The 20160-nt window shown below is 62.6% G+C and carries 16 protein-coding genes; 8 read left to right on the top strand and 8 right to left on the bottom strand.

All coding sequences use genetic code 11. The features are described 5' to 3' along the window. Positions 1-282 precede the first annotated feature (282 nt). Complete coding sequence (locus tag GH665_RS31375) at positions 283-2064, top strand: ATP-binding response regulator (RefSeq protein ID WP_153142383.1); 1782 nt, start codon at positions 283-285, stop codon at positions 2062-2064. A 57-nt stretch (positions 2065-2121) separates the two neighbouring features. On the opposite strand, the gene GH665_RS31370 is transcribed toward GH665_RS31375, so the two are convergent. The 4 genes from GH665_RS31370 to GH665_RS31355 all read right to left on the bottom strand — a co-directional run bounded on the left by GH665_RS31370 (position 2122) and on the right by GH665_RS31355 (position 5827). Then, positions 2122-2877 (bottom strand): response regulator transcription factor, encoded by a 756-nt coding sequence (locus tag GH665_RS31370; RefSeq protein WP_153141038.1) that lies wholly within the window; start codon positions 2875-2877, stop codon positions 2122-2124. A 340-nt stretch (positions 2878-3217) separates the two neighbouring features. Further along, on the bottom strand, positions 3218-3409 hold the full coding sequence (locus GH665_RS31365; RefSeq protein ID WP_153141037.1) for a hypothetical protein: 192 nt from the start codon (positions 3407-3409) through the stop codon (positions 3218-3220). After that, positions 3384-4388 carry a cytochrome d ubiquinol oxidase subunit II gene (cydB, locus tag GH665_RS31360; protein ID WP_153141036.1) on the bottom strand — a complete coding sequence of 335 codons (1005 nt, stop codon included), beginning with the start codon at positions 4386-4388 and terminating at the stop codon, positions 3384-3386. Before cydB ends, GH665_RS31365 begins: the two co-directional genes overlap by 26 nt. 26 nt (positions 4389-4414) lie before the next feature. Next, positions 4415-5827 carry a cytochrome ubiquinol oxidase subunit I gene (locus GH665_RS31355; RefSeq protein ID WP_153141035.1) on the bottom strand — a complete coding sequence of 471 codons (1413 nt, stop codon included), beginning with the start codon at positions 5825-5827 and terminating at the stop codon, positions 4415-4417. Positions 5828-6247: 420 nt separating this feature from the next. Here GH665_RS31355 and GH665_RS31350 point away from each other — a divergent pair, with 420 nt between their 5' ends. The 4 genes from GH665_RS31350 to GH665_RS31335 all read left to right on the top strand — a co-directional run bounded on the left by GH665_RS31350 (position 6248) and on the right by GH665_RS31335 (position 10898). Then, a complete protein-coding gene (locus GH665_RS31350; protein WP_246216426.1) occupies positions 6248-7393 on the top strand; it encodes a CaiB/BaiF CoA transferase family protein in 1146 nt (381 codons plus the stop codon). A gap of 178 nt (positions 7394-7571) precedes the next feature. Then, a complete protein-coding gene (locus GH665_RS31345; RefSeq protein ID WP_153141033.1) occupies positions 7572-8873 on the top strand; it encodes a CitMHS family transporter in 1302 nt (433 codons plus the stop codon). Between the two features lie 87 nt (positions 8874-8960). Beyond that, complete coding sequence (locus GH665_RS31340; protein ID WP_106353343.1) at positions 8961-10127, top strand: acyl-CoA dehydrogenase family protein; 1167 nt, start codon at positions 8961-8963, stop codon at positions 10125-10127. 18 nt (positions 10128-10145) lie between these two features. Beyond that, the gene (locus GH665_RS31335; protein ID WP_153141032.1) at positions 10146-10898 is read left to right on the top strand and encodes an IclR family transcriptional regulator; all 753 of its coding nucleotides are present in this window, start codon (positions 10146-10148) and stop codon (positions 10896-10898) included. Positions 10899-10906: 8 nt separating this feature from the next. Here the strand turns inward: GH665_RS31335 and GH665_RS31330 are convergent, their stop codons facing one another. Further along, positions 10907-11446 carry a DUF2867 domain-containing protein gene (locus GH665_RS31330; protein ID WP_153141031.1) on the bottom strand — a complete coding sequence of 180 codons (540 nt, stop codon included), beginning with the start codon at positions 11444-11446 and terminating at the stop codon, positions 10907-10909. A gap of 416 nt (positions 11447-11862) precedes the next feature. On the opposite strand from GH665_RS31330, the gene GH665_RS31325 reads away from it, so the two are divergent. Continuing rightward, entirely contained in the window at positions 11863-12687 is an 825-nt protein-coding gene (locus GH665_RS31325) for an NAD-dependent epimerase/dehydratase family protein (protein WP_153141030.1), read from the top strand. 29 nt (positions 12688-12716) lie between these two features. Next, positions 12717-14009, top strand: coding sequence for an MFS transporter (locus tag GH665_RS31320; protein ID WP_153141029.1), 1293 nt, complete (start codon positions 12717-12719; stop codon positions 14007-14009). 105 nt (positions 14010-14114) lie between these two features. Here the strand turns inward: GH665_RS31320 and GH665_RS31315 are convergent, their stop codons facing one another. The 3 genes from GH665_RS31315 to garL form a co-directional block, all read right to left on the bottom strand. Next, on the bottom strand, positions 14115-16310 hold the full coding sequence (locus GH665_RS31315) for a glycoside hydrolase family 28 protein (RefSeq protein ID WP_153141028.1): 2196 nt from the start codon (positions 16308-16310) through the stop codon (positions 14115-14117). 279 nt (positions 16311-16589) lie between these two features. Continuing rightward, on the bottom strand, positions 16590-17504 hold the full coding sequence (locus tag GH665_RS31310) for a 2-hydroxy-3-oxopropionate reductase (RefSeq protein WP_153141027.1): 915 nt from the start codon (positions 17502-17504) through the stop codon (positions 16590-16592). Positions 17505-17515: 11 nt separating this feature from the next. After that, entirely contained in the window at positions 17516-18316 is an 801-nt protein-coding gene (gene garL / locus GH665_RS31305; RefSeq protein WP_144193710.1) for a 2-dehydro-3-deoxyglucarate aldolase, read from the bottom strand. 227 nt (positions 18317-18543) lie between these two features. Between garL and GH665_RS31300 the strand changes: the two genes are divergently transcribed. Beyond that, positions 18544-20127, top strand: coding sequence for an aldehyde dehydrogenase (NADP(+)) (locus GH665_RS31300; RefSeq protein WP_153141026.1), 1584 nt, complete (start codon positions 18544-18546; stop codon positions 20125-20127). Positions 20128-20160 lie beyond the last annotated feature (33 nt).

Here is a 20160-nt window from a genome sequence, read left to right as displayed (position 1 = left end):
TGAAAGTGACGTCAGTATGGTTTCCGGCGACGGCTTCGCCTATATGGATTAAGTGGTAGCTGATGGGTAAACTGTCGGGTAAACCATTCGTACGTCCGCCGGGTTTTGCCTGTTTGCCTTCTGAAAGCCGTGGGTTGCACCGAAAGGCCGCAACGGCGCGGTCGAGTACCGCAATACCTGATGCGGCACCTTCCGCGCGCCGGGCCTGCACGATGCCCGCGTCGCTGAGCTTCCGTCCAACGTCATCGAATCTGCCGTGCCCGACCAAGAGGAGACCGCATGATGCGGGCCGCACCCATCCAGCGTGCAATCGACGAAGACCTGGTGCGCGTGCTTTACGCGCAAGATCCGATCGCCTTCTTTTCCCACTGGTTCTCGATCGCGGTGCTGGTGGCGATCTACTGGCCGAACATCCCGTCGCCGCGGCTGTTCGTGGCGTGCTTCGGGTTTTATGCGGTGGCCAATTGCGCCGGCCTCGCGTTATGGATCTGTCATCGCCGCTACCCGCAGCTGGTCACGCCGCGCGGCTGGATCAACCTGCATGCGGTGCGCGGCATGTTGCTGTATAGCGGGCCGGGGCTGGCGGTGTGGTTCGCGTTCCAGAGCCCGCAAACCGACTTGCCGCTGCTGCATACGGTGATGCTCGTCACGCTGGCCGCCGGTGTGTTCATGTCGAACGGCTTCGATCTGCTGAACTTTTCGACCTCGATTCCGTTTCTGCTGCTTCCCTCGATCGTGCTGCACTTCGGCACCCATACGTTCGACCGCACGGTTCTCGCGGTCGTCCTCGCCTTCTTCTTCGGCGCGATCAACGTCTACGCGCTGAGCTACCGCAAGCTGTTCCATCAGGTGGTGCAGGCGCGTGTCGATCAGCAATACCTGGCCGAGTCGCTGGCGGCGCAAAAGCGTGTCGCCGAAGAGGCGAGTCTTGCCAAAACGCGATTTTTTGCGGCCGCGAGCCACGATTTGCGCCAGCCGCTGCATGCGATCGGACTGCTGGCGGCTTCGCTCAACGACACGGCGGCGACGCCCGTGCAGCATGCGAAGACGGCCCAGCACATCGTTTATAACGTCGAAGCGTTGAACCAGTTGTTCAACCAGGTGCTCGATCTCGCCAGGCTCGAAAGCGGCGTGACCCAGGTGATCCGTCTGCATTTCCGGCTGTCCGAACTGTTCGAACGGGTCGGCAGCCAGTACCGCCCGCAAGCCGCGGCCAAGGGCCTGGCGTTGCGGATCGCGCCGGCCTCGGCGGTCGTGCACGACGATCCCGTGTTGATCGAACGCGTCCTGAGCAATCTGCTCTCGAACGCGGTGCGCTATACCGACGAAGGCGCGATCTGGGTGGGGTACCGCCGCGCCGGGCGGGCTTCGGGCGGCTATATCGAGGTACGCGATTCCGGTGTCGGTATTCCGGCCGAGGAACACGAACGCATCTTCGAAGAGTTCTATCAGGTCGCCAATCCGCAGCGCGACGCGCGCCAGGGGCATGGTTTGGGCTTGCCGACGGTGAAGCGCCTGGTCGAGATGCTTGGGGGCGAGTTGCAATTCCGCTCGGCGCCGGGCCGTGGTTCGACGTTTCGTTTTCCGGTGCGGCCGGGCGACGCCGGCGGGATTGTCGCGAGCCTGAACGAGACGGTGGGGGGCGGCACCTCGGCGCAAGGGCGGCACGTGCTATGTATCGACGACGAACCGTCGATACTCGAAGGTCTCGCGAGTCTGCTGGGGCGCTGGGGGTGTATCGTGCGTGGCGCGCGCGACGAGGTCGACGCGCTGGTCGCGCTGGAAGACGGTTTCGTGCCGGATGCCGTGCTATGCGACTATCAGCTGGCCAATCACCGGACCGGCGCGCAAGCGCTCGCGGCCGTGCGCCATGTGCTCGCACGGGCGGGGCACGAAAGCGTGGTGACGCTGTTGATCACGGGCGATATGGCGTCGGCGGAACTGGCGGCGCTGGCCTTGCAGGGGATTCCGGTACTGCACAAACCGGTCACGCCGGCGCGCTTGCGGCGCACTCTGGAAATGCTGTGGCAGCAGGCGGAACTGGATAAGGGGCGGGCGGCATAAAGGACGGGCGACATGCAGGGCGGCCCGAGCGCCGCCCGTCGATCCGTCGATCCATCGTTACAGGGTTTTCCCAGCTTCGAGCCAGCCGTTGATCACGGCGATCGCCATGGACCGGTTGTGCACGCCGAGCGCCCGGAAGATCACCGACAGGTGGACCTTGACCGTCCCTTCCGCCACGCCCAGTTCGCGCGCGATCATCTTGTTGGTCCAGCCGCGGTGCACGAGCCGCATGATGTCCTGCTGCCTGGGCGACAGGTTCTCCAGCAAATGCTGCTGGTGCGGTTGCAGCGCATGGAATTGCGCGATCGGCTCGGTGAGTGTGGCGCCGCCTTGAGCCGGGGCATGGATCGCGCCCGGAGCGGCCAGTTCGGCCGCCGCGTCGGCATGCACAGGGGCGGGCGTCTCGCGCGAGCCCAGCAGGCTGAGCGCTTCCATCGGCACATAGGCCCCGCCTGACAGAACCAGTTCGATCGCCTTGAGCATCACGCTGGCGGGCTGCCGCTTGGGCACGAAGCCGAGCGCGCCGGCGGCCAGCACCGCGCGCATTTCGTCGGGCGATTCTTCAGCGGAGAGGACGACGACCGGCAGCGCGGGGTTCGCCTTCAACAGCATTTCCAGCGACGAAGCGCCGCCCATGCCGGGCATGTGCAGATCGACGATCGCGAGGTCGTGGTCGGCGTCGGGCCGCGCGGCGGCGGCAAGTGTTTCCCAGCTATCGGCTTCGTCGAATTGCGCGTCGGGATCGAGACCGCGCAACAATCCTTTGACGCCTTGCCGGATCAGTTCATGGTCGTCGGCCACAAGAAACTTCATAATGTCTCCGCGAGTCGGACCTGCGCGTTGTGGACTACCACCGCCGTGCTTCTGGCTGCTCTTCCCGTTTTACTTCTATTTTCGTTTGGCGTCATTGCCCGTTACCCCGCGATCATATGCCGATCGATGGCGCGGCGGGCGTTGCGGCCCGCCGCATAATTTGACAGTCTATTTATATGATCGCCGGCTGGTTCGATGCACCAGCTTATTGTGTAAGGCAGGTCTCCCGCGCATAGGTTCCGGCTTGGTAGGAAGACGAGCCGAATGACACAATTTTGAAGCGTTCTACACAGGAACCCGCAGGTTATGCGCACCGGATTGGATCACACCAATACATGATTCATTTGACCGCAAATAACGTCGCATTCATCAGAAGCTTGAACGCGAAGCCGAGCGACACCGCCGAGCCCACGCCGAAGCACCACAGCGCGACGAACCACAGCCAGCCAGGCAGCCGGCGCGCGGGCGGGTGAGAGGCGTTGCGGGCGGTGTCGGCGCCCGTGTCCTTAGTGATAATGATGTTGGTCGCCATGACGCACCTTGCCACGAAATACCCAATAACCCATCGTCGTATAAGCGATGATGACCGGCAGAATGACCGCCGCGCCGACTAGTGTGAACATCTGGCTCGAACGTGGCGCGGCGGCTTCCCAGAGGGTCATGCTCGACGGAATCGCATACGGCCACAAGCTCACCAGCAGCCCGGCATAGCCGAGCAGCACCAGCAAAAGCGCCAGCACGAACGGCGTGTTGTGATGCCGCGCGCGTACCGCGCGATGCATGAAGAACGCGCAGACCGCGACAAGGAACGGCACCGGCAGCAGACGGTAGAACAGGTTGTCGTGGAACCAGCGTTGCGCGATATTCGGATCTTGCAGCGGTGTCCACAGGCTGACCATCGCGATGAACCCGAGCAGCACGAGCGTCAGCGGCCACACCACGCGATGCAGGCGGCGTTGCAGATCGCCTTCGGTTTTCGCGACCAGCCAGCAGCAACCGAGCAAGGCGTAGGTAATCACCAGACCGAGGCCTGTCAGCAGACTGAACGGCGTGAGCCAGCCGAAGGCGTCGCCCGCATAGCCGCCGTCGATCACCGGGATGCCTTGCAGGAACGCACCCAGCACGATGCCCTGAAAGAAGGTGGCGCCCGCCGATCCGCCAATGAATGCCAGGTCCCACAGATGTTTCGTGCGCTTGGCCTTGGCGCGAATCTCGAACGATACGCCGCGGAAAATCAGGCACACGAGCATGAAGATCAGCGGCAGATACAGGGCGGACAGCACGGTCGAGTAGACCACCGGAAACACCGCGAACAACGCCGCGCCACCCAGCACCAGCCAGGTCTCGTTGCCGTCCCACACGGGCGCGACGGTGTTCATCATCAGGTCGCGTTCCTTCTCGTCGGGGAAGAACGGGAAGACGATGCCGATGCCCAGATCGAAGCCGTCGAGCACCACGTACATGAAGAGGCCCAGTGCGATGATCGCGGCCCACGCTACGGTTACGTCCATTTTCTTTCTCTTTCTGGCAAGTGAAGTCAGGCGGCGTCGATCATCTGATCGGCGGCGGACAGCGGGCGGCGCGCGGTTTGATCCGGTGTGTGTTCCGGTACGCCGTGCGGGGTGTGTCCCGGCAGCGCCGGACCCGCGCGCATCAGCTTGAGCATGTAGTAGATGCCGGTGCCGAACACGAGGAAATAGACCACCACGAACGCCATCAGCGAGATACCGACCTGCTGCGTGGTGAGCGGTGACACCGCCTGCGAGGTGCGCATCACGCCATACACCACCCACGGCTGACGGCCTGCTTCCGTGGTGACCCAACCCGCCAGCAACGTGATGAAACCGCTCGGGCCCATTACGACGGCCACGCGCTGGAACCACTTCGCTTCGAACAGGCGTTGGCGGCGGCGCAGCACCCATGCAGCCACCGACATCAGGATCATCAGCACGCCGAGCCCGGCCATGATGCGGAAGCTCCAGAACACCACCGTCGAGTTCGGCCGGTCTTCCGGCGGGAATTCCTTCAGGCCGCGAATCTCGCCGTCCCAGCTATGCGTGAGGATCAGGCTGCCGAGGTGCGGAATCGACACGGCATAACGCGTGGTCTCCGCTTGCATGTCAGGAATGCCGAACAGATTCAGCGGGGTACCGCCTTTCTCGGTTTCCCACAGACCTTCGATCGCGGCAATCTTGGCCGGCTGATACTTGCGCGTGTTCAGACCATGCTGATCGCCCACGAAGGCCTGAATCGGCGTGAGGATCAGGAGCAGCCAGAGCGCCATCGAGAACATCTTCCTGACGGCCGGATCGCGCCGGCCGCGCAGCAGATGCCATGCGCCCACCGCCGCCACCACCAGCGCCGCGACGATGAACGCAGCCAGCGCCATATGTGCGAGGCGGTATGGGAACGAGGGATTGAAAATGATCTTGAACCAGTCGAGCGGCACCACATGGCCGTTCACGACTTCGAAGCCTTGCGGCGTTTGCATCCAGCTATTGGACGCGAGAATCCAGAAGGTCGAGATCAGCGTGCCGATCGCTACCATCAAGGTGGCGCCGAAGTGGGCGCGTGGACTCACGCGCTGCCAGCCGAACAGCATGATGCCGAGGAAGCCCGCTTCGAGGAAGAACGCGGTCATCACCTCGTACATCAGCAGCGGTCCGGTGATGGGCCCGGCGAAACTGGAGAAGCCCGACCAGTTGGTACCGAACTGATAGCTCATCACGACGCCGGAGACGACACCCATACCGAAGGCGACTGCGAAGATCTTCGACCAGAACAGGCAAAGATCTTTGTAGTACGCCTTGCCGGTTTTCAACCAGCGCCATTCAAGGACGGCGATGAAGCTGGCGAGGCCGATGCTGAGCGCCGGAAAAACAATGTGGAACGAAACGGTGAACGCAAACTGAATGCGGGCGAGATCGAATGCCGAGATTGCGGAGTTCATGAGCGTGAAGTGGCTTAGGTGCGTCGTGCCCGAAGGCGGACTACGCGCGTCGACCGTTGTCGGTGCGCACTGCGCTGGGCAGATGGCGCAAGAGTAGGGGAAGGCGAAGTTTTTTGCTGCGACGCGACGTGCGTCAAAAAACCACCTTGTTTCACGCGAATTTTCGATTTTGAGACGGCAAATCATTGATAGGTATCAAGTTTTCCTAATTGCGTGCTTGCCTGCGTTTCGCGTGGTTGTTACGAAACTGCGGCAATAGACCGCGCTGCAACAATGGGCGCGGCGCCTTTGTAATCGATGGCAGCGATACGGTGTTGCCTCGCAAGCTGCTTGACTTCAATATTTTCTGAGCATAAAGTTTTATTCATGTGCAGGAATAAACGGCCGGAGCATATGCTTCGGCCACTCAGGAGACAAGCCTTGCTCAATCTCACACCCGGTTCGCTCGCGGGGCTCCGCATCATCGATCTGTCACGCGTGCTGGGTGGTCCGTACTGCACGCAAATCCTCGCCGATCACGGCGCCGAGGTCGTCAAGGTCGAACCGCCTAACGGCGACGAAACCCGCACCTGGGGGCCGCCGTTCGACGGCGATACGGCCTCGTATTTCGTCGGCGTGAATCGCAACAAGCTCGGCGTCACACTCGATCTGACGCAGGAGCCGGACCGTCGGAAACTGCTCACGCTGCTCGAGACGGCCGACGTGCTCGTCGAAAACTTCAAGATCGGCACCCTGGAACGCTGGGGGCTTGGCTATGACGCGTTGCAGGCGCGTTTTCCGCGGCTCGTGCATTGCCGCGTGTCCGGCTTCGGCGCGGATGGCCCGCTCGGCGTGTTGCCGGGCTATGACGCGGCGGTCCAGGCGCTCACCGGTTTGATGAGCGTGAACGGCGAGGCGGGCGGCGCGCCGTTGCGCATCGGCGTGCCGATCGTCGATCTGGTCACCGGACTGAACGCGGCGCTCGGTATCCTGATGGCGCTGCGCGAACGCGAGACGAGCGGGCGCGGTCAGTTCGTCGAGTCGACCTTGTTCGATAGTGCGCTGTCGATTCTGCATCCGCATACGCCGAACTGGTTTTACTCGGGCAAAGAGCCGCAACGCAGTGGCAATGCGCATCCCAACATCACGCCGTACGACATGTTTCATACCGGCAGCGTCGATATTTTTCTGGCCGTGGGCAACAACTCGCAGTTCGCGGGACTGTGCGCCGTGATCGATGCGCAGGCGCTCGTGGACGATCCGCGTTTTGCCAGCAACAAGGAGCGCAGCGCGCATCGCCGCGAATTGCGCGCGGAACTCGAGAAACACTTTGCGTCATGGGAAGGCGAGTTGCTCGCCGACACGCTGATTCGCCGTGGCGTGCCGTGCGCGCCGGTGCTCGGATTGGGTGCGGCGCTGGAGCATCCGCATACGGCGCATCGCGGCATGCGCGTGGAGATGGGCACGTACAGAGGCATCGCGTCGCCGATCAAGCTGAGCCGCACGCCGGCCAGTTACCGCAGCACGCCTCCGACGCTCAATGAGCACGCCGAGCAGGTCTTCGGCAAGCCGGGTGCGAACGACTGACGTTTTCGGAGCACCTCGCTCAATCTGGATTCACCCCGTCGATACAACCAAGAGCGGCCGCGTGCCGCCAAGGAGACAGTATGTGCATTGATCGCGCAGGACGACGCTCGCCGTCGGGTTTTACGTCTTGTTTCATCAGGGCCGATGAGTGGACGCACAGCACGCAAGGAGCCACGCAATGCTCGCGCTGATCGGCACGGTTGCCATTGTCGCGTTGTTCGGGCTGATCATCACGAAGCGCCTTTCGCCGCTGGTCGCACTGATCGTCGTGCCGATCGTGGCGGCGCTCGTCGCCGGCTTTGGGCTGTCGACGGGCAAGTACATCGTGCACGGCGTGCAGAACATCGGGCCGGTGGCCGGTATGTTCGTTTTTGCGATTCTATTCTTCGGCATCCTGACGGATGCGGGCATGCTCGATCCGATCATCAACGGCGTATTGCGCGTGGTCGGCTGCCATCCGACGCGGATTGTGATGGGCTCGGCGTTGCTCGCGCTACTGATTCACCTGGATGGTTCCGGTGCGGTGACGTTCCTTGTCACGTTGCCCGCGATGCTGCCTTTGTACACACGCCTCGGCATCGACAAGCGGATTCTTGCGTGTGTGGCATCGATGGCGGCGGGTGTCAATTTTCTGCCGTGGGTCGGGCCGATGCTGCGCGCCTCGGCCGCCTTGCATATTCCCGGCACGGTGATTTTCTATCCGATGATTCCGGTGCAGATCGTCGGCCTGATTTTCGTGTTCGGCACTGCATATGTGCTCGGCAAACGCGAAGAAAAACGCCTCGGTCTCGATCGTGCGAGTGCGGCAACGGTTTCGGTAACGCCTCGCGAACTCACGCCTGAGGAACTGGCGCTGCGCCGCCCCGGCCGCTTCTGGATCAACCTTGCGTTGACGCTGATCGTGCTGGTCACGCTGGTGTCGGGCATTGTCGACCCGATGGTGATGTTCATGCTGGGCACGGTTGCCGCGTTGATCGTCAACTATCCGGACGTCAGGCAGCAGCGCGAGCGTATCGACGCGCACGCCAAAGCCGCGTTGATGATGGCGAGCGTTCTGCTCGCGGCGGGCGCGTTCACCGGCATCATGTCCGGCACCGGCATGCTCACGGCGATGGCGCAGGTCGTGGTGCAGCACGTGCCGGTCGACCATGCGCGCCATATGCCGTTCGTGCTCGGGCTCGTCTCGATGCCGTTGAGCCTGTTGTTCGATCCCGATTCGTTCTACTTCGGCATTCTGCCGGTACTGGCCGAGAGCGCAAAGATACTCGGTGTGCCGCCGGTGCAGATGGCGCAGGCCGCCTTGCTTGGCCAGATGACGACCGGTTTTCCGGTTAGCCCGTTGACGCCCGCGACGTTTCTGATCGTCGGCCTGACCGGCGTCGAACTCGCCGAGCACCAGAAATTCACGATTCCCTTTCTGTTCGCCGCCACCATCATCATGGTGTTGACCGCGGTGCTGGTTGGCGTGTTTCCGCTTTGAATGGGCTTTGAGCGCGTCTCGCAGATGGTTGGCGAGGCGCAGGTACTAAACAGTATTGATCCAGCAGTAACGACCCAGGACGTAGATATGAATTTCGATCTCACCGAAGACCAGCAATCGATCCAGGCCGCGATCGAAAAGATCTGCGAAAAATACGACGACGAGTACTGGCTCGCCCGTGATCGCGACGGCGGCTTCCCGCACGACTTTCATCGCACGCTGGCCGATGCCGGCTGGCTGGGGATTGCGATGTCGCCGGAATATGGCGGCTCCGGTCTCGGCATGACCGAGGCCGCGCTGATGATGCGCACGATCAGCGGCTCGGGCGCAGGCTTGTCGGGGGCCTCGGCGGTGCATATGAATATCTTCGGGCTGAACCCGGTGCAGGTATTCGGCAGCGACGAACAGAAGCGCCGTTTTTTGCCGCCGCTGATCGAGGGCCGGGACAAAGCCTGCTTTGCGGTAACCGAACCGGACGCCGGGCTCGATACCACGCATCTGAAAACCCAGGCCGTGCGCGACGGCGACCACTATGTGCTGACCGGCCGCAAGATCTGGATCTCCACGGCGCAGGTTGCAAGCAAGATGCTGATCATCGCGCGGACCACGCCGCTCGAGCAGGCCGCCAAACCGACCGACGGCCTTACACTGTTCTATACCGACCTCGACCGTGAGCACGTGGAGGTGCGCGAGATCGAGAAGATGGGCCGCAAGGCGGTCGATTCGAACATGCTGTTCATCGACAACCTGCGCGTGCCGGTGCAGGACCGTATCGGCGACGAAGGTGCGGGTTTCCGCTATCTGCTGCACGGGCTGAACCCCGAGCGCATCCTGATTGCCGCCGAAGCCATCGGTCTCGGCCAGGCGGCTTTGAGGCGCGCGACGCAGTACGCGAAGGAACGTGTAGTGTTTGGCCGGCCGATCGGCCAGAACCAGGCCATTCAACATCCACTGGCTCAAGCCTGGATGCAACTCGAAGCGGCCAACCTGATGGTGTTCAAAGCCGCCTCGCTCTACGACGCCGGCCAGCCCTGCGGCGCCGAAGCCAACGCAGCCAAGTACCTCGCCGCGGAAGCCGCCTTCCAGTCATGCCAGACGGCGATCGCCACGCTTGGCGGGATGGGCTATGCGAAGGAATATCACGTCGAACGTTATCTGCGGGAGTGTATGATTCCGAGGCTCGCGCCCGTGAGCCCGCAGATGATCATGTGTTTCATCGCGGAGAAAGTGCTGGGCCTGCCGAAGTCGTACTGAGCATTTCACCTCGCCGCCATGGATGTCAAACTCGTTGCCCGCACCTTAGACCTGTTCGAACTGTTCGCCGCCGAACAACGGCCGCTGCCGCTCACCGAACTCGCGCGTTTGCTGAACGTGCCGGTGTCGAGTTGCCTCGCGCTCGCCCGCACGCTGGTGAGCCGCGGCTATCTGTACGAGGTCAGAAAACGGGGCGGCTACTATCCGACGCGTCGCTTGCAGTTGCTTGCAAGCGCGATCAATGCGGTCGATCCGATTGTCGAGATGGTGCATCCGCGTCTCGTCGAATTGCGCGACGCGAGCGGCGAGACGGCGGTGCTCGGCAAGATTCACGGTACCGCCGTGGTGTATCTCGATGTGGTCGAGTCGACCAAGGCGATTCGCTATACGCGCGCGCCCGGCGAGTTGCGTCCGTTGCATGCGAACTCGATCGGCAAGGCGATTTTTGGTGAACTGGATGCCGCCGCGCAGCAGTCACTCGGCACGCAACTGTCGTTCGAACGTTTCACGGCTGCGACCGTTGCCGATCTGCCTGGGCTTGTCGCGCAAGCGGCGGCAGCAAAGGCGCTAGGCTGGTGCGCCAATCTCGGCGAGAGCGCGCCGGAGTTGTCGGCGATCGCGGTTGCCGTGACGATAGGTGGAGAGTTGTACGGCCTTTCGGTGGTGGGCCCCACCGAGCGCATACAGAAAGATCAGAAAGCCCATGCGGTCGAATTGATGCGCGTGAAGCAGGCGATCGAGCTTCAGGAGCAGCAGGAGCCGCAGGAATAAGACGCCGCTCAGGCCGTCGGCCAGCCGATGCGCGCCGCCCGGCGCAACGATGAGCGAACCACCAGGCGGTGGAACGGGGCGATGGCGAGGATATAGAAACGACCGAGCCCGTTGTGGCAATGCACGACGGTAGACAGGATCAGATAGCGCGTGCCGCCCTCGTGCGTATCGCGCGTTTGCTGCAACAGCGAAAGCCTGAAGTCGAGATGGCTGTCGTTCTCGCCGAGGATGATCTCGCGCGCGCTGCGCGTGTAGATTCTGAAGATGTCGACGCGTTCTCTCGTGCTGGACGAACCAGCCGCGCGCAGCTCCTTTGCCGTCTTGATTCCGAAATGGGCGACTAGCGCATCGCGCAGGCTCAGGAGTTTCGCCACCCATCGCGGCTGGTGCGCAAACAGAAAACGCGCGAGTAATTCCGGGTCGTCAATGGTGCCGTCCGGCAAGCGGACGGCGTACGCATCCGCGAGGTCCGGGGCATCGTAAAGGCGGCCTACGCCGGATTCGGCCGGCACAGCGACGCAAAGCACGGAACGGCTGGTATCTGGCATGGGAAGCGGCGGAGCTGAAGATAGATCGTGATAAAGGGACGGCGTCGCTGCGGGCTCGCCGCGGTTCGATCGCGCGAATACGCGCCAAGTCTACGCGCGTCGGCCGGCGCGCGCTCGAGCACCGGTGTCATTCAACCTACCGGGCATCTTGTTCAGGTGGCGTATGAGTTCGCGTCAATTCACGCGAAGTGTTATATGACGTCATATAAATAGAGGCGGCAACACGTCTTTGATTGCTAACAATAATTTACCATTTATCGAGAATTACTAGGGGTAAATGCCTGGTTGAAATCCATCCGCAGATTGTAAATAGTACGTTATCGTACAACCAAGGGATCAATCCGGTCCCATGCCGTCGCGGCTCCTCTGCTTGCCGTCCTCCGGCTCAATCGCGCGCAGCGCTGTAAAGGAATCTTATGAAGAAAATTGCCCTGAGTGGGGCCGGTGGCCAACTCGGCTCCGTAGTGCGCGCGGCATTGATCGCACGCGGGATCCCCTTGCGGTCGGCCGCGGGTTCAAAGGCTCTGGTGCCATTGGTGGAAGGTGAGGACGTCATGCATGGCGACCTGCGCGATCCCGCCGTCGTCGATCGCTTGCTGGCCGGCGTCGATATGCTGATTCATTTCGCCGGCACGAGCGTGGAGCGCCCGCTCCCGGAAATCATCGACAACAACCTGCGCGCGCTGGTCGAAGTGTACGAAGGCGCGCGCCGGCAGGGCGTTCGCCGTGTGGTGTTTGCCAGCTCGAATCACGCGATCGGCATGTATCCGGTCACCGAACATCTCAGTCTCGATTGCGCACTGCGCCCGGACGGTTTCTACGGTCTGAGCAAGGTGTGGGGCGAAGCGCTTGCGCGCATGTATTGGGACAAGCACGGCATCGAGAGTATTTGCGTGCGCATTGGTAGTTGCCTCGAGCGGCCGACCGAGCAGCGGCACCTGAGCACCTGGTTCGGTCATGACGACCTGCTGCATTTCCTCGACCGCTGTGTCGAAGCAGAGGACGTCGGATTCATCACCGTGTGGGGTGTGTCAGCCAACCAGCGTAGCTGGTGGGACAACAGCGGTGCCGAGCGTTTGGGTTATCGGCCGACGCAGGACGCCGAGGTCTACGCCGAGGCAATCCTGGCGCAGCCGAACCCGCTCGATGCATTGGGTCAGCGTTACCAGGGCGGCAGCTTCGTCGGCATCGATTACTCGCGCGACGACGGCGTCGCCGTCGCCGCGGGCCGGCCGTCCTGATTGGTTAAGCAATACGAGGAGACGCAGTCATGAAAATCAAAGGCATCCGCTGGTGGATGGTCAGCCTGGTCGCGGCCGGCCTGATCATCAATTACCTTGCGCGCAATACGTTGTCGGTGGCCGCGCCGACGTTGATGAAGGACCTCAACATCACGACCGCGCAGTATTCGCACGTGGTGGTGGCGTGGCAGCTTTGCTACGCGTTCATGCAGCCGGTCGCGGGCTATGTGCTCGACACGGTCGGCACCAAGCTCGGCTTTGCGGCGTTTGCGCTGGCCTGGTCGCTCGCCTGCGCGGCGGCGGCCTGGTCGACGGGCTGGCGCAGCCTGGCGTTGTTTCGCGGCGTGCTTGGCATTGCCGAAGCGGCCGGCATCCCGGCCGGCGTCAAGGCGACGAGCGAGTGGTTCCCGGCGAAGGAGCGCTCAGTTGCGATTGGCTGGTTCAATATCGGCTCGTCCGTGGGGGCGCTGCTGGCGCCGCCGCTGGTTGTCTGGGCGTTGCTGCACGGCCAATGGCAATGGGCGTTTCTGATCGTCGGCGTGGCGGGGATTGTCTGGAGCGTGCTATGGATGCTGCTGTACAAGCACCCGCAGAAACAGAAGCTGTTGAGCGACGCCGAGCGCGAATACATCCTCAGCGGGCAGGAGGCGAAGCACAGTGAATTCGGCGCGGTCAAACGCAGTTGGACTGCCATGCTCGGCAGCCGCGATTTCTGGGCAATCGGTATTCCGCGGATTCTCTCCGAGCCGGCGTGGCAAACCTTCAACGCGTGGATTCCGCTCTACATGATGACCGAGCGGCACATGAACCTGAAGGAAGTCGCGCTGTACGCGTGGATGCCGTTTCTGGCGGCGGATATCGGCTGCGTACTCGGCGGCTACCTGAGCCCGCTGTTTCATAAGTATGTGAAGGTCTCGCTGTTCACGTCGCGCAAGCTGGTTTTCGTGGTTGGCGCGCTCTGCATGATCGGCCCGGCCTGCGTCGGGCTGGTGGCGAGTCCTTATGCTGCCGTTGCGTTGCTGTGTGTCGGCGGCTTTGCCCACCAGACCCTGTCGGGTGCGCTGTACGCGATCACCTCCGACATGTTCGGCAAGAACGAAGTCGCTACCGCCACCGGCATGGGCGGCATGGCGGGTTATCTGGGCGCGGCGGCATTCACAGCGCTGTTTGGCGTGCTGGTCACGCAGATCGGCTACAGCCCGTTGTTTGTGGTGCTGGCGGTGTTCGACATCATCGCGGCGGGTGTGGTGTGTCTGTTGGCCCGAAGCAGCGACAAGACACCCGAGCCGCGCTGGACGGCAGTGAGTGCGGTGGCCAAGTGAGTAGCAAAGTGAATAACGTTTAAAGTCGGCTCGCGAAGCACGCCGGTTAATGAAAAATGGCGGCGCCCGAGGGCGCCGCCATTTGTTTTACCTCCCGCCTATCCGTCAGCCAATCAGCGAGCTGTTATACGTGACGCCGCCAATCACCACGTTGCTGAGCGTGATGGCTTTTACGTTGTTCACGAAGACCGGTCCCGGCGTGTTTGTGGTTGCCGGTCCCGTGCAGATCGGCGTCCCCAGGTTGCAGTTCGAGATCGTCACGCCGGTAATCGGCTGTATCGCCGGTACCGGCAGCGGGCCGTTGTAGTCCGCTGCCACGGGACCCTGCGCGACGATCGCCTGGAAGCATGAAGCCGACGTCGCGGAGAAGCCTGCGGGCATCGCGTAGCTCACCGAACCCGAGGTGTTGGTCGCGTTCACATTCGAAATGTTCACGTTGTTGATCGTTGCCGGGTTCCAGCGGACCGCATCGCCCGAGGGGCTGTAGTCGCAGTCGAACGTGATCAGGCCGCCCTGGCCGGTGGACGGGTTGGCCGTGAGGCCGACCGTGCCGGTGCCGGGAACCGAGCCCGGAACGCTCGCGCCCAGCGCGCCGCCGCCGTATTTGCCCGCCAGGTTCACGCCGTTGGGCAGCGTCACACCGTTGATCCACACGTTATTGATGAAGCCGCCACGATTCATGTTGGTCTTGAAGCGCAACGCGATGTTCAGCGGATTGCTCGCCCAGTTCTCGTTTTGCATCGTCAGATTGCGGGCGTAGACGTTTTCCACGCCCGCGCTCATTTCGCTACCGATCGTGAGCCCGCCATGACCGCTTTGCATCGTGCAGTTCTGGACCACGATGTTCTGCATGGGGCCATATTCCGTGTCGAGGCATTTGCCGGACTTGATCGCGATGCAGTCGTCGCCGGTATTGAACTGGACGTTCTGCACCAGCACGTAGTTACATGCATCCGGATCGAAGCCGTCGTTGTTCGGGCCGATGCTGTCCGCGAACACGCCGTCGATCACCACGTTCGTGCAATCGGTCGGGTGATGCTGCCAGAACGGTGTGTTCTGTGTGTGGTAGTTCTGCAGCAGCACGTTGGTGCAGCCGATGAATTCGACCATGCACGGACGCAGAAAGTGACCGAGGCCGAAGACGCGATTCATAACGGGCACGCCGAGTTCAGACAGGGCGGGCAGGTAGTTCTGATCCTGATTCCAGCCCGAAACCGTGAGCAGATTCATCAGCGTTGTCGTCGTACCGTCCTGATTCGTGAACGACACATTAGCCTGCGGATTCGTGACCTGGGCCGCGGGCAGACTCGTCAAGGCAACGCTGGCCGGGTAGGTGGCGGAGTTGGCCGGATAGGCGGAGGTGCCTGTGTTCGCGTCGGCCTGCGAAACCGGCGCGCCTCCGGAAGCCGGTTTCACGTAACCGTACTCGTTGCTCGAGCCTTTCCATGTCCACCAGCACGAGGTCGGCGCCCTGGTGCTCAACTGCATCGGTGTCATCGCCTGGCCGTTCAGGACGCAGGTGTTGTCGTCGGCGGTCAGCGCGATGTTGTTCTGCTGGTACGCATAGATCGGCGAGCCGAAGTTCAGGCAGTCGTTCGCCTGCCAGCGCGTCCAGTACAGATTCCCGTTCGCCGTCGCATACGGGCCGTTCTTCGCGTAGTCGGCCGGGTTCGGGCTGAAATAGATCGTGCAACCGGAACTCAGATGAAAATTCACATTGCTCAGGAGTACGATCGGGCCGCCGCAATACCAGTTGCCGGCCGGCACCACCACCCGGCCGCCACCCGCCGCGTGCGCGGCCTGAATCGCGGCATTGAATGGCGAGCAGGAATCGTACACCGTGTCCGTCATATCCCACGGCACCATCACGTTCGAGCCGGGGCTTTGCGGCGACGTCGCGGCTTGCGAGCCGGTTACCCATGAGATCGTGCCGCCGGGCCACGCGCTCGCCTGGATCAACGCAGACGCCGGCAGCGTGCGCGCGCCGTAGCTCGTCACCTGAAAATCAGTAGCCGGGAACGTCGACGGGGTGATGGCGGCAAGCCTGTTGATGATGGCCGTTGCCTGGCCGGTAGGGCCCCAGATCGGGTCCGCCGCCGCGGTGGGTGGCGTCGACGCCGGCGGCGTGGCGTTCACGGAGCCGCTGCCGCCGCCGCACCCGGGCAAGGTGCCTAGCAGGGTGGCGCCCGCGGAGGTTCCTGCGAGCAGGATAAACGCTCTGCGTTTAGGTGAATTCGGTTCGCTTCGGCCGGCGGTTCTCGATACTGCCTGCCTGCCGTTGTTTTTATCGTGGGTTGCCACGGATGTCTCCTTTCCCTTGGCGGGAGTTGTGAATGATCGTCAGAACTCTTCGGGGCGCGGTGGAACGCGGTTCTTCCATCCGTCGCCTGAATCAGCGATGAACTTAGGAACGATCTTTCTATCTGTCAGTCATCCTTAATATTTGTAATAAAACTGCACCGACAGTGAAGCTGTTGCTGATAAGACTCGTTGGCTCAGGCCGTGAACGTGGGGAAGCGCCGCTCCCACTTTTCTATTTGCATAGAGAGTGGGGCGGCGCTGGGAGCCGGGTCGGTTGGGTTAGGCGGTTTGCTGGCCGATTTCGTGATTGGCGAGTATTTCGAGCGCACGAACCATGGCCGAGTGATCCCATGCTTTACCGCCATGCGCCACGCAGGCGTTGAAGAGCGCCTGGCAGGTGGCCGTATTCGGCAAGGAGACGCCAAGTGCCTGAGCAGTCGAGAGCGCGAGATTCAGGTCCTTCTGGTGAAGCTCGATGCGAAAACCCGGGTCGAAGGTGCGCTTCGTCATCCGTTCGCCGTGTACTTCGAGAATGCGCGAGGACGCAAAGCCGCCCATCAACGCTTCGCGCACGCGTGCCGGATCGACGCCGGCCTTGGAAGCGAGCAACAGCGCTTCGCCGACAGCTTCAATCGTCGCGGCGACGATCACCTGATTGGCCACCTTGCACACCTGGCCCGCGCCGACGCCGCCGATCAGCGTGACGTTCTTGCCCATCATGTCGAAGAGCGGCTTGACGCTCTCGAAGGTGGCTGTTTCGCCGCCTACCATGATGGTCAGCGAGCCGGCCTTGGCGCCGACCTCGCCACCGGAAACCGGTGCGTCGAGATAGTCCGCGCCGTGCTCACGCACGCGGGCCGCGAAGTCGCGCGTGGCCATCGGCGAAATCGAGCTCATGTCGACCACGATCTGTCCGGGGCGCAACGCATCCGCGAGTCCCTGTTCGCCAAACAGCACGCGTTCGACGTCCGGCGTGTCCGGCACCATGACGAAGATCACGTCGGCATGCGCGGCCACGGCGGCCGGGCTGTCGCATGCGATCGCGCCGGCTTGGGTGAGTTCATCGGGCACGCCGCTGCGCGTGAACGCGGCAAGGGCGACGCCGTTCTTGAGAAGGTTGGCGGCCATGGGCTTGCCCATGATGCCGAGTCCGATAAAGCCTGCTTTTTGCATGGAATGCTCCGTGGATGTCATGGCGGCCGTCTTTACTTGCGGTCCGCCTGTTTCTGCATGAAGTGTTGTTGAACCGTCTGTGCGGCGGTTTTTAGCAGCCCCATATCCGCACAGACCGCGACGACGCGGCAACCCATCGAGAGATAGCGCTCCGCGTCGGCCTGCACGGGGGCGAGGATGCCGCTCGGCTTGCCGGCCGCCTGAGCGCGTTCGAAGACGTGCGCGATTGCTTGCTGCACGTCGGGGTGGTTCGGGTTGCCGATATGGCCGTAGGCGACCGCGAGATCGGACGGTCCGACGAAAACGGCATCGACGCCGTCCACGGCGAGAATCTCGTCAATGTTGTCGATGGCCTTGCGGCTTTCGATCTGAACGATCACGCAGACGTTGTCGTTGGCGACGTCGAAGTAGTTGGCGACCGTTCCATAGCGGTTGCCCCGGTGACTCACCGAGACGCCGCGGATACCTTGCGGCGGGTAACGCGTCGCGGCGACGGCGCGCTGCGCGTCTTCGGCGCTATCGACGAATGGCACCAGAAAATTCGAAAAGCCGCTATCCAGCAGCCGCTTGATGAATACGCTGTCGTTGGCAGGCGGCCGTACCACCGGCGCGCTCGGGCTGTCCTTGAGCGCCATCAACTGGGGGATCAAAGTGAGAACGTCGTTCGGCGCGTGTTCCGCATCGAGCAGCATCCAGTCGAAGCCGATGACGCCGAGCAGTTCCGTGACAATCGGGCTGGCAAGCGAGGCCCAGCAGCCGATCAGGGTTTCGCCGCCGCACACGGCGTGGCGAAAGCTATTGGGTAGGGGCTGATAAGGGGTGGCGGCTGTCATGGGGATGATGTCTCCTTGAACTGCGATTAAGAGGGGCAAGCACCGACAGTTGCTGAAGCGAATGTTATAAGTTGTCGTACGTCTTGGCAAAGATTAGCATCGGCCCGTTCGCTTGTAACTGCCACGTAAACCCGAATTCCTCATCTGACAAGGGTTTCTGGTTGCGCGAGGGGTACTCAATGTTGTAGGATGACCTATATCTGAGACGTCCATCCAAGGAAAGCAAAATGTCTATTACCGGCGAAATGCTGATTGGCCGCAAAGCAGTGCGCGGCGAGGAAAAACCCTTGCGCGCGTTCAATCCCGCCACGGGCGCCGAGATCGCCGAGCCGGTGTTCGGCAGCGGCTCGGTCGCGAATGTCGAACGCGCCTGCGAACTCGCGCAGCAAGCGTTCGACCCCTACCGGCATCTGCCGCTCACGGTGCGTGCCGAGTTTCTCGAGCGTATCGCGGATGGCATCACGGCGCTCGGCGACACGCTGATCCAGCGCGCGCACGAAGAATCGGGCCTGCCGAAAGCGCGTCTCGAAGGCGAGCGTGGCCGCACGACGGGCCAGCTCAAACTGTTCGCACAAGTCGTACGCGCCGGCCAATGGCTTGCCGCCACGCTCGATTCGCCGTTGCCCGAGCGCAAGCCTTTGCCGCGCTCCGATCTGCGGATGCAAAAAATCCCGCTGGGCCCGGTCGCGGTGTTCGGCGCAAGCAACTTCCCGCTCGCGTTTTCGGTGGCGGGCGGCGATACCGCAGCGGCGCTCGCGGCGGGTTGTCCGGTGGTGGTGAAGGCACATCGCGCACACCTCGGTACCTCGGAGATGGTCGGCCGTGTGATTCAACAGGTCGCAAAGGATATGGACTTGCCGGAAGGCGTGTTCTCGCTGATCGTCGGCGCGGGCAATTCCGTCGGTGAAGCGCTGGTCGCGCATCCGGCCATCAAGGCGGTGGGCTTCACGGGTTCGCGCGCGGGCGGTACGTCGCTGATGCGCGTCGCGGCTGCCCGGGCCGAGCCGATTCCGGTTTACGCGGAAATGAGCAGCATCAACCCGGTGTTTCTTCTGTCGAATGCACTGTCGAAACGCGGCGATGCCATCGCGCGTGGCTTTGTCGATTCGCTGGTGTTGGGCGCAGGGCAGTTCTGTACCAACCCGGGGCTCGCGATCGCCGTGGATAGCGACGCGCTCAAAGGCTTCATTGCCACGGCATCCGAAGCACTGAGCGGCAAGCCGGCGCAGACCATGCTCACGGCCGGCATTCACGCCGCTTATGAGGAGGGCGAGGGCAAACTGGCGGCAACCCGCGGTGTCGAAACGCTTGCGCAAGGCGTTGATGCAACGGGTCCCACGCAGGCGCGCGCGGCGTTGTTCGTGACCGATGCGCTGACGTTCCTCTCTACACCGGCGCTGGAGGACGAGGTTTTCGGACCGGCGTCGACCATCGTGCGTTGCAAGGACGAGCAGGAATTGCTCGCGGTGGCCGAGCACTTTGCTGGTCAGTTGACCGCCACGGTGCAAATGGATAGCGCGGATCTGCCGGCGGCGAAGAAGCTGGTGCCGATTCTCGAGCGCAAGGCGGGCCGGATTCTGGTCAATGGTTTCCCGACCGGCGTCGAGGTTTCGCACGCGATGGTGCACGGCGGGCCGTTCCCGGCCACCTCCGATAGCCGTGCGACGTCAGTGGGGACGACCTCGATCGAGCGCTTCCTGCGGCCGGTGTGCTATCAGGATTTCCCGGCCGATCTGCTGCCGGTGGCGCTGGCCGACAGCAATCCGCTGGATTTGTGGCGTCGTCGCGATGGCGAGATTACGCGCAGTTAAGTGGCGCAGTTAAGTGCTGTAGTTAAGTGGCAT

This window comes from Paraburkholderia agricolaris, assembly GCF_009455635.1.
Lineage (GTDB): Bacteria > Pseudomonadota > Gammaproteobacteria > Burkholderiales > Burkholderiaceae > Paraburkholderia > Paraburkholderia agricolaris.
Note: the sequence above shows the minus strand (reverse complement) of the source record. Positions and strands in the feature narration are given on the sequence as shown.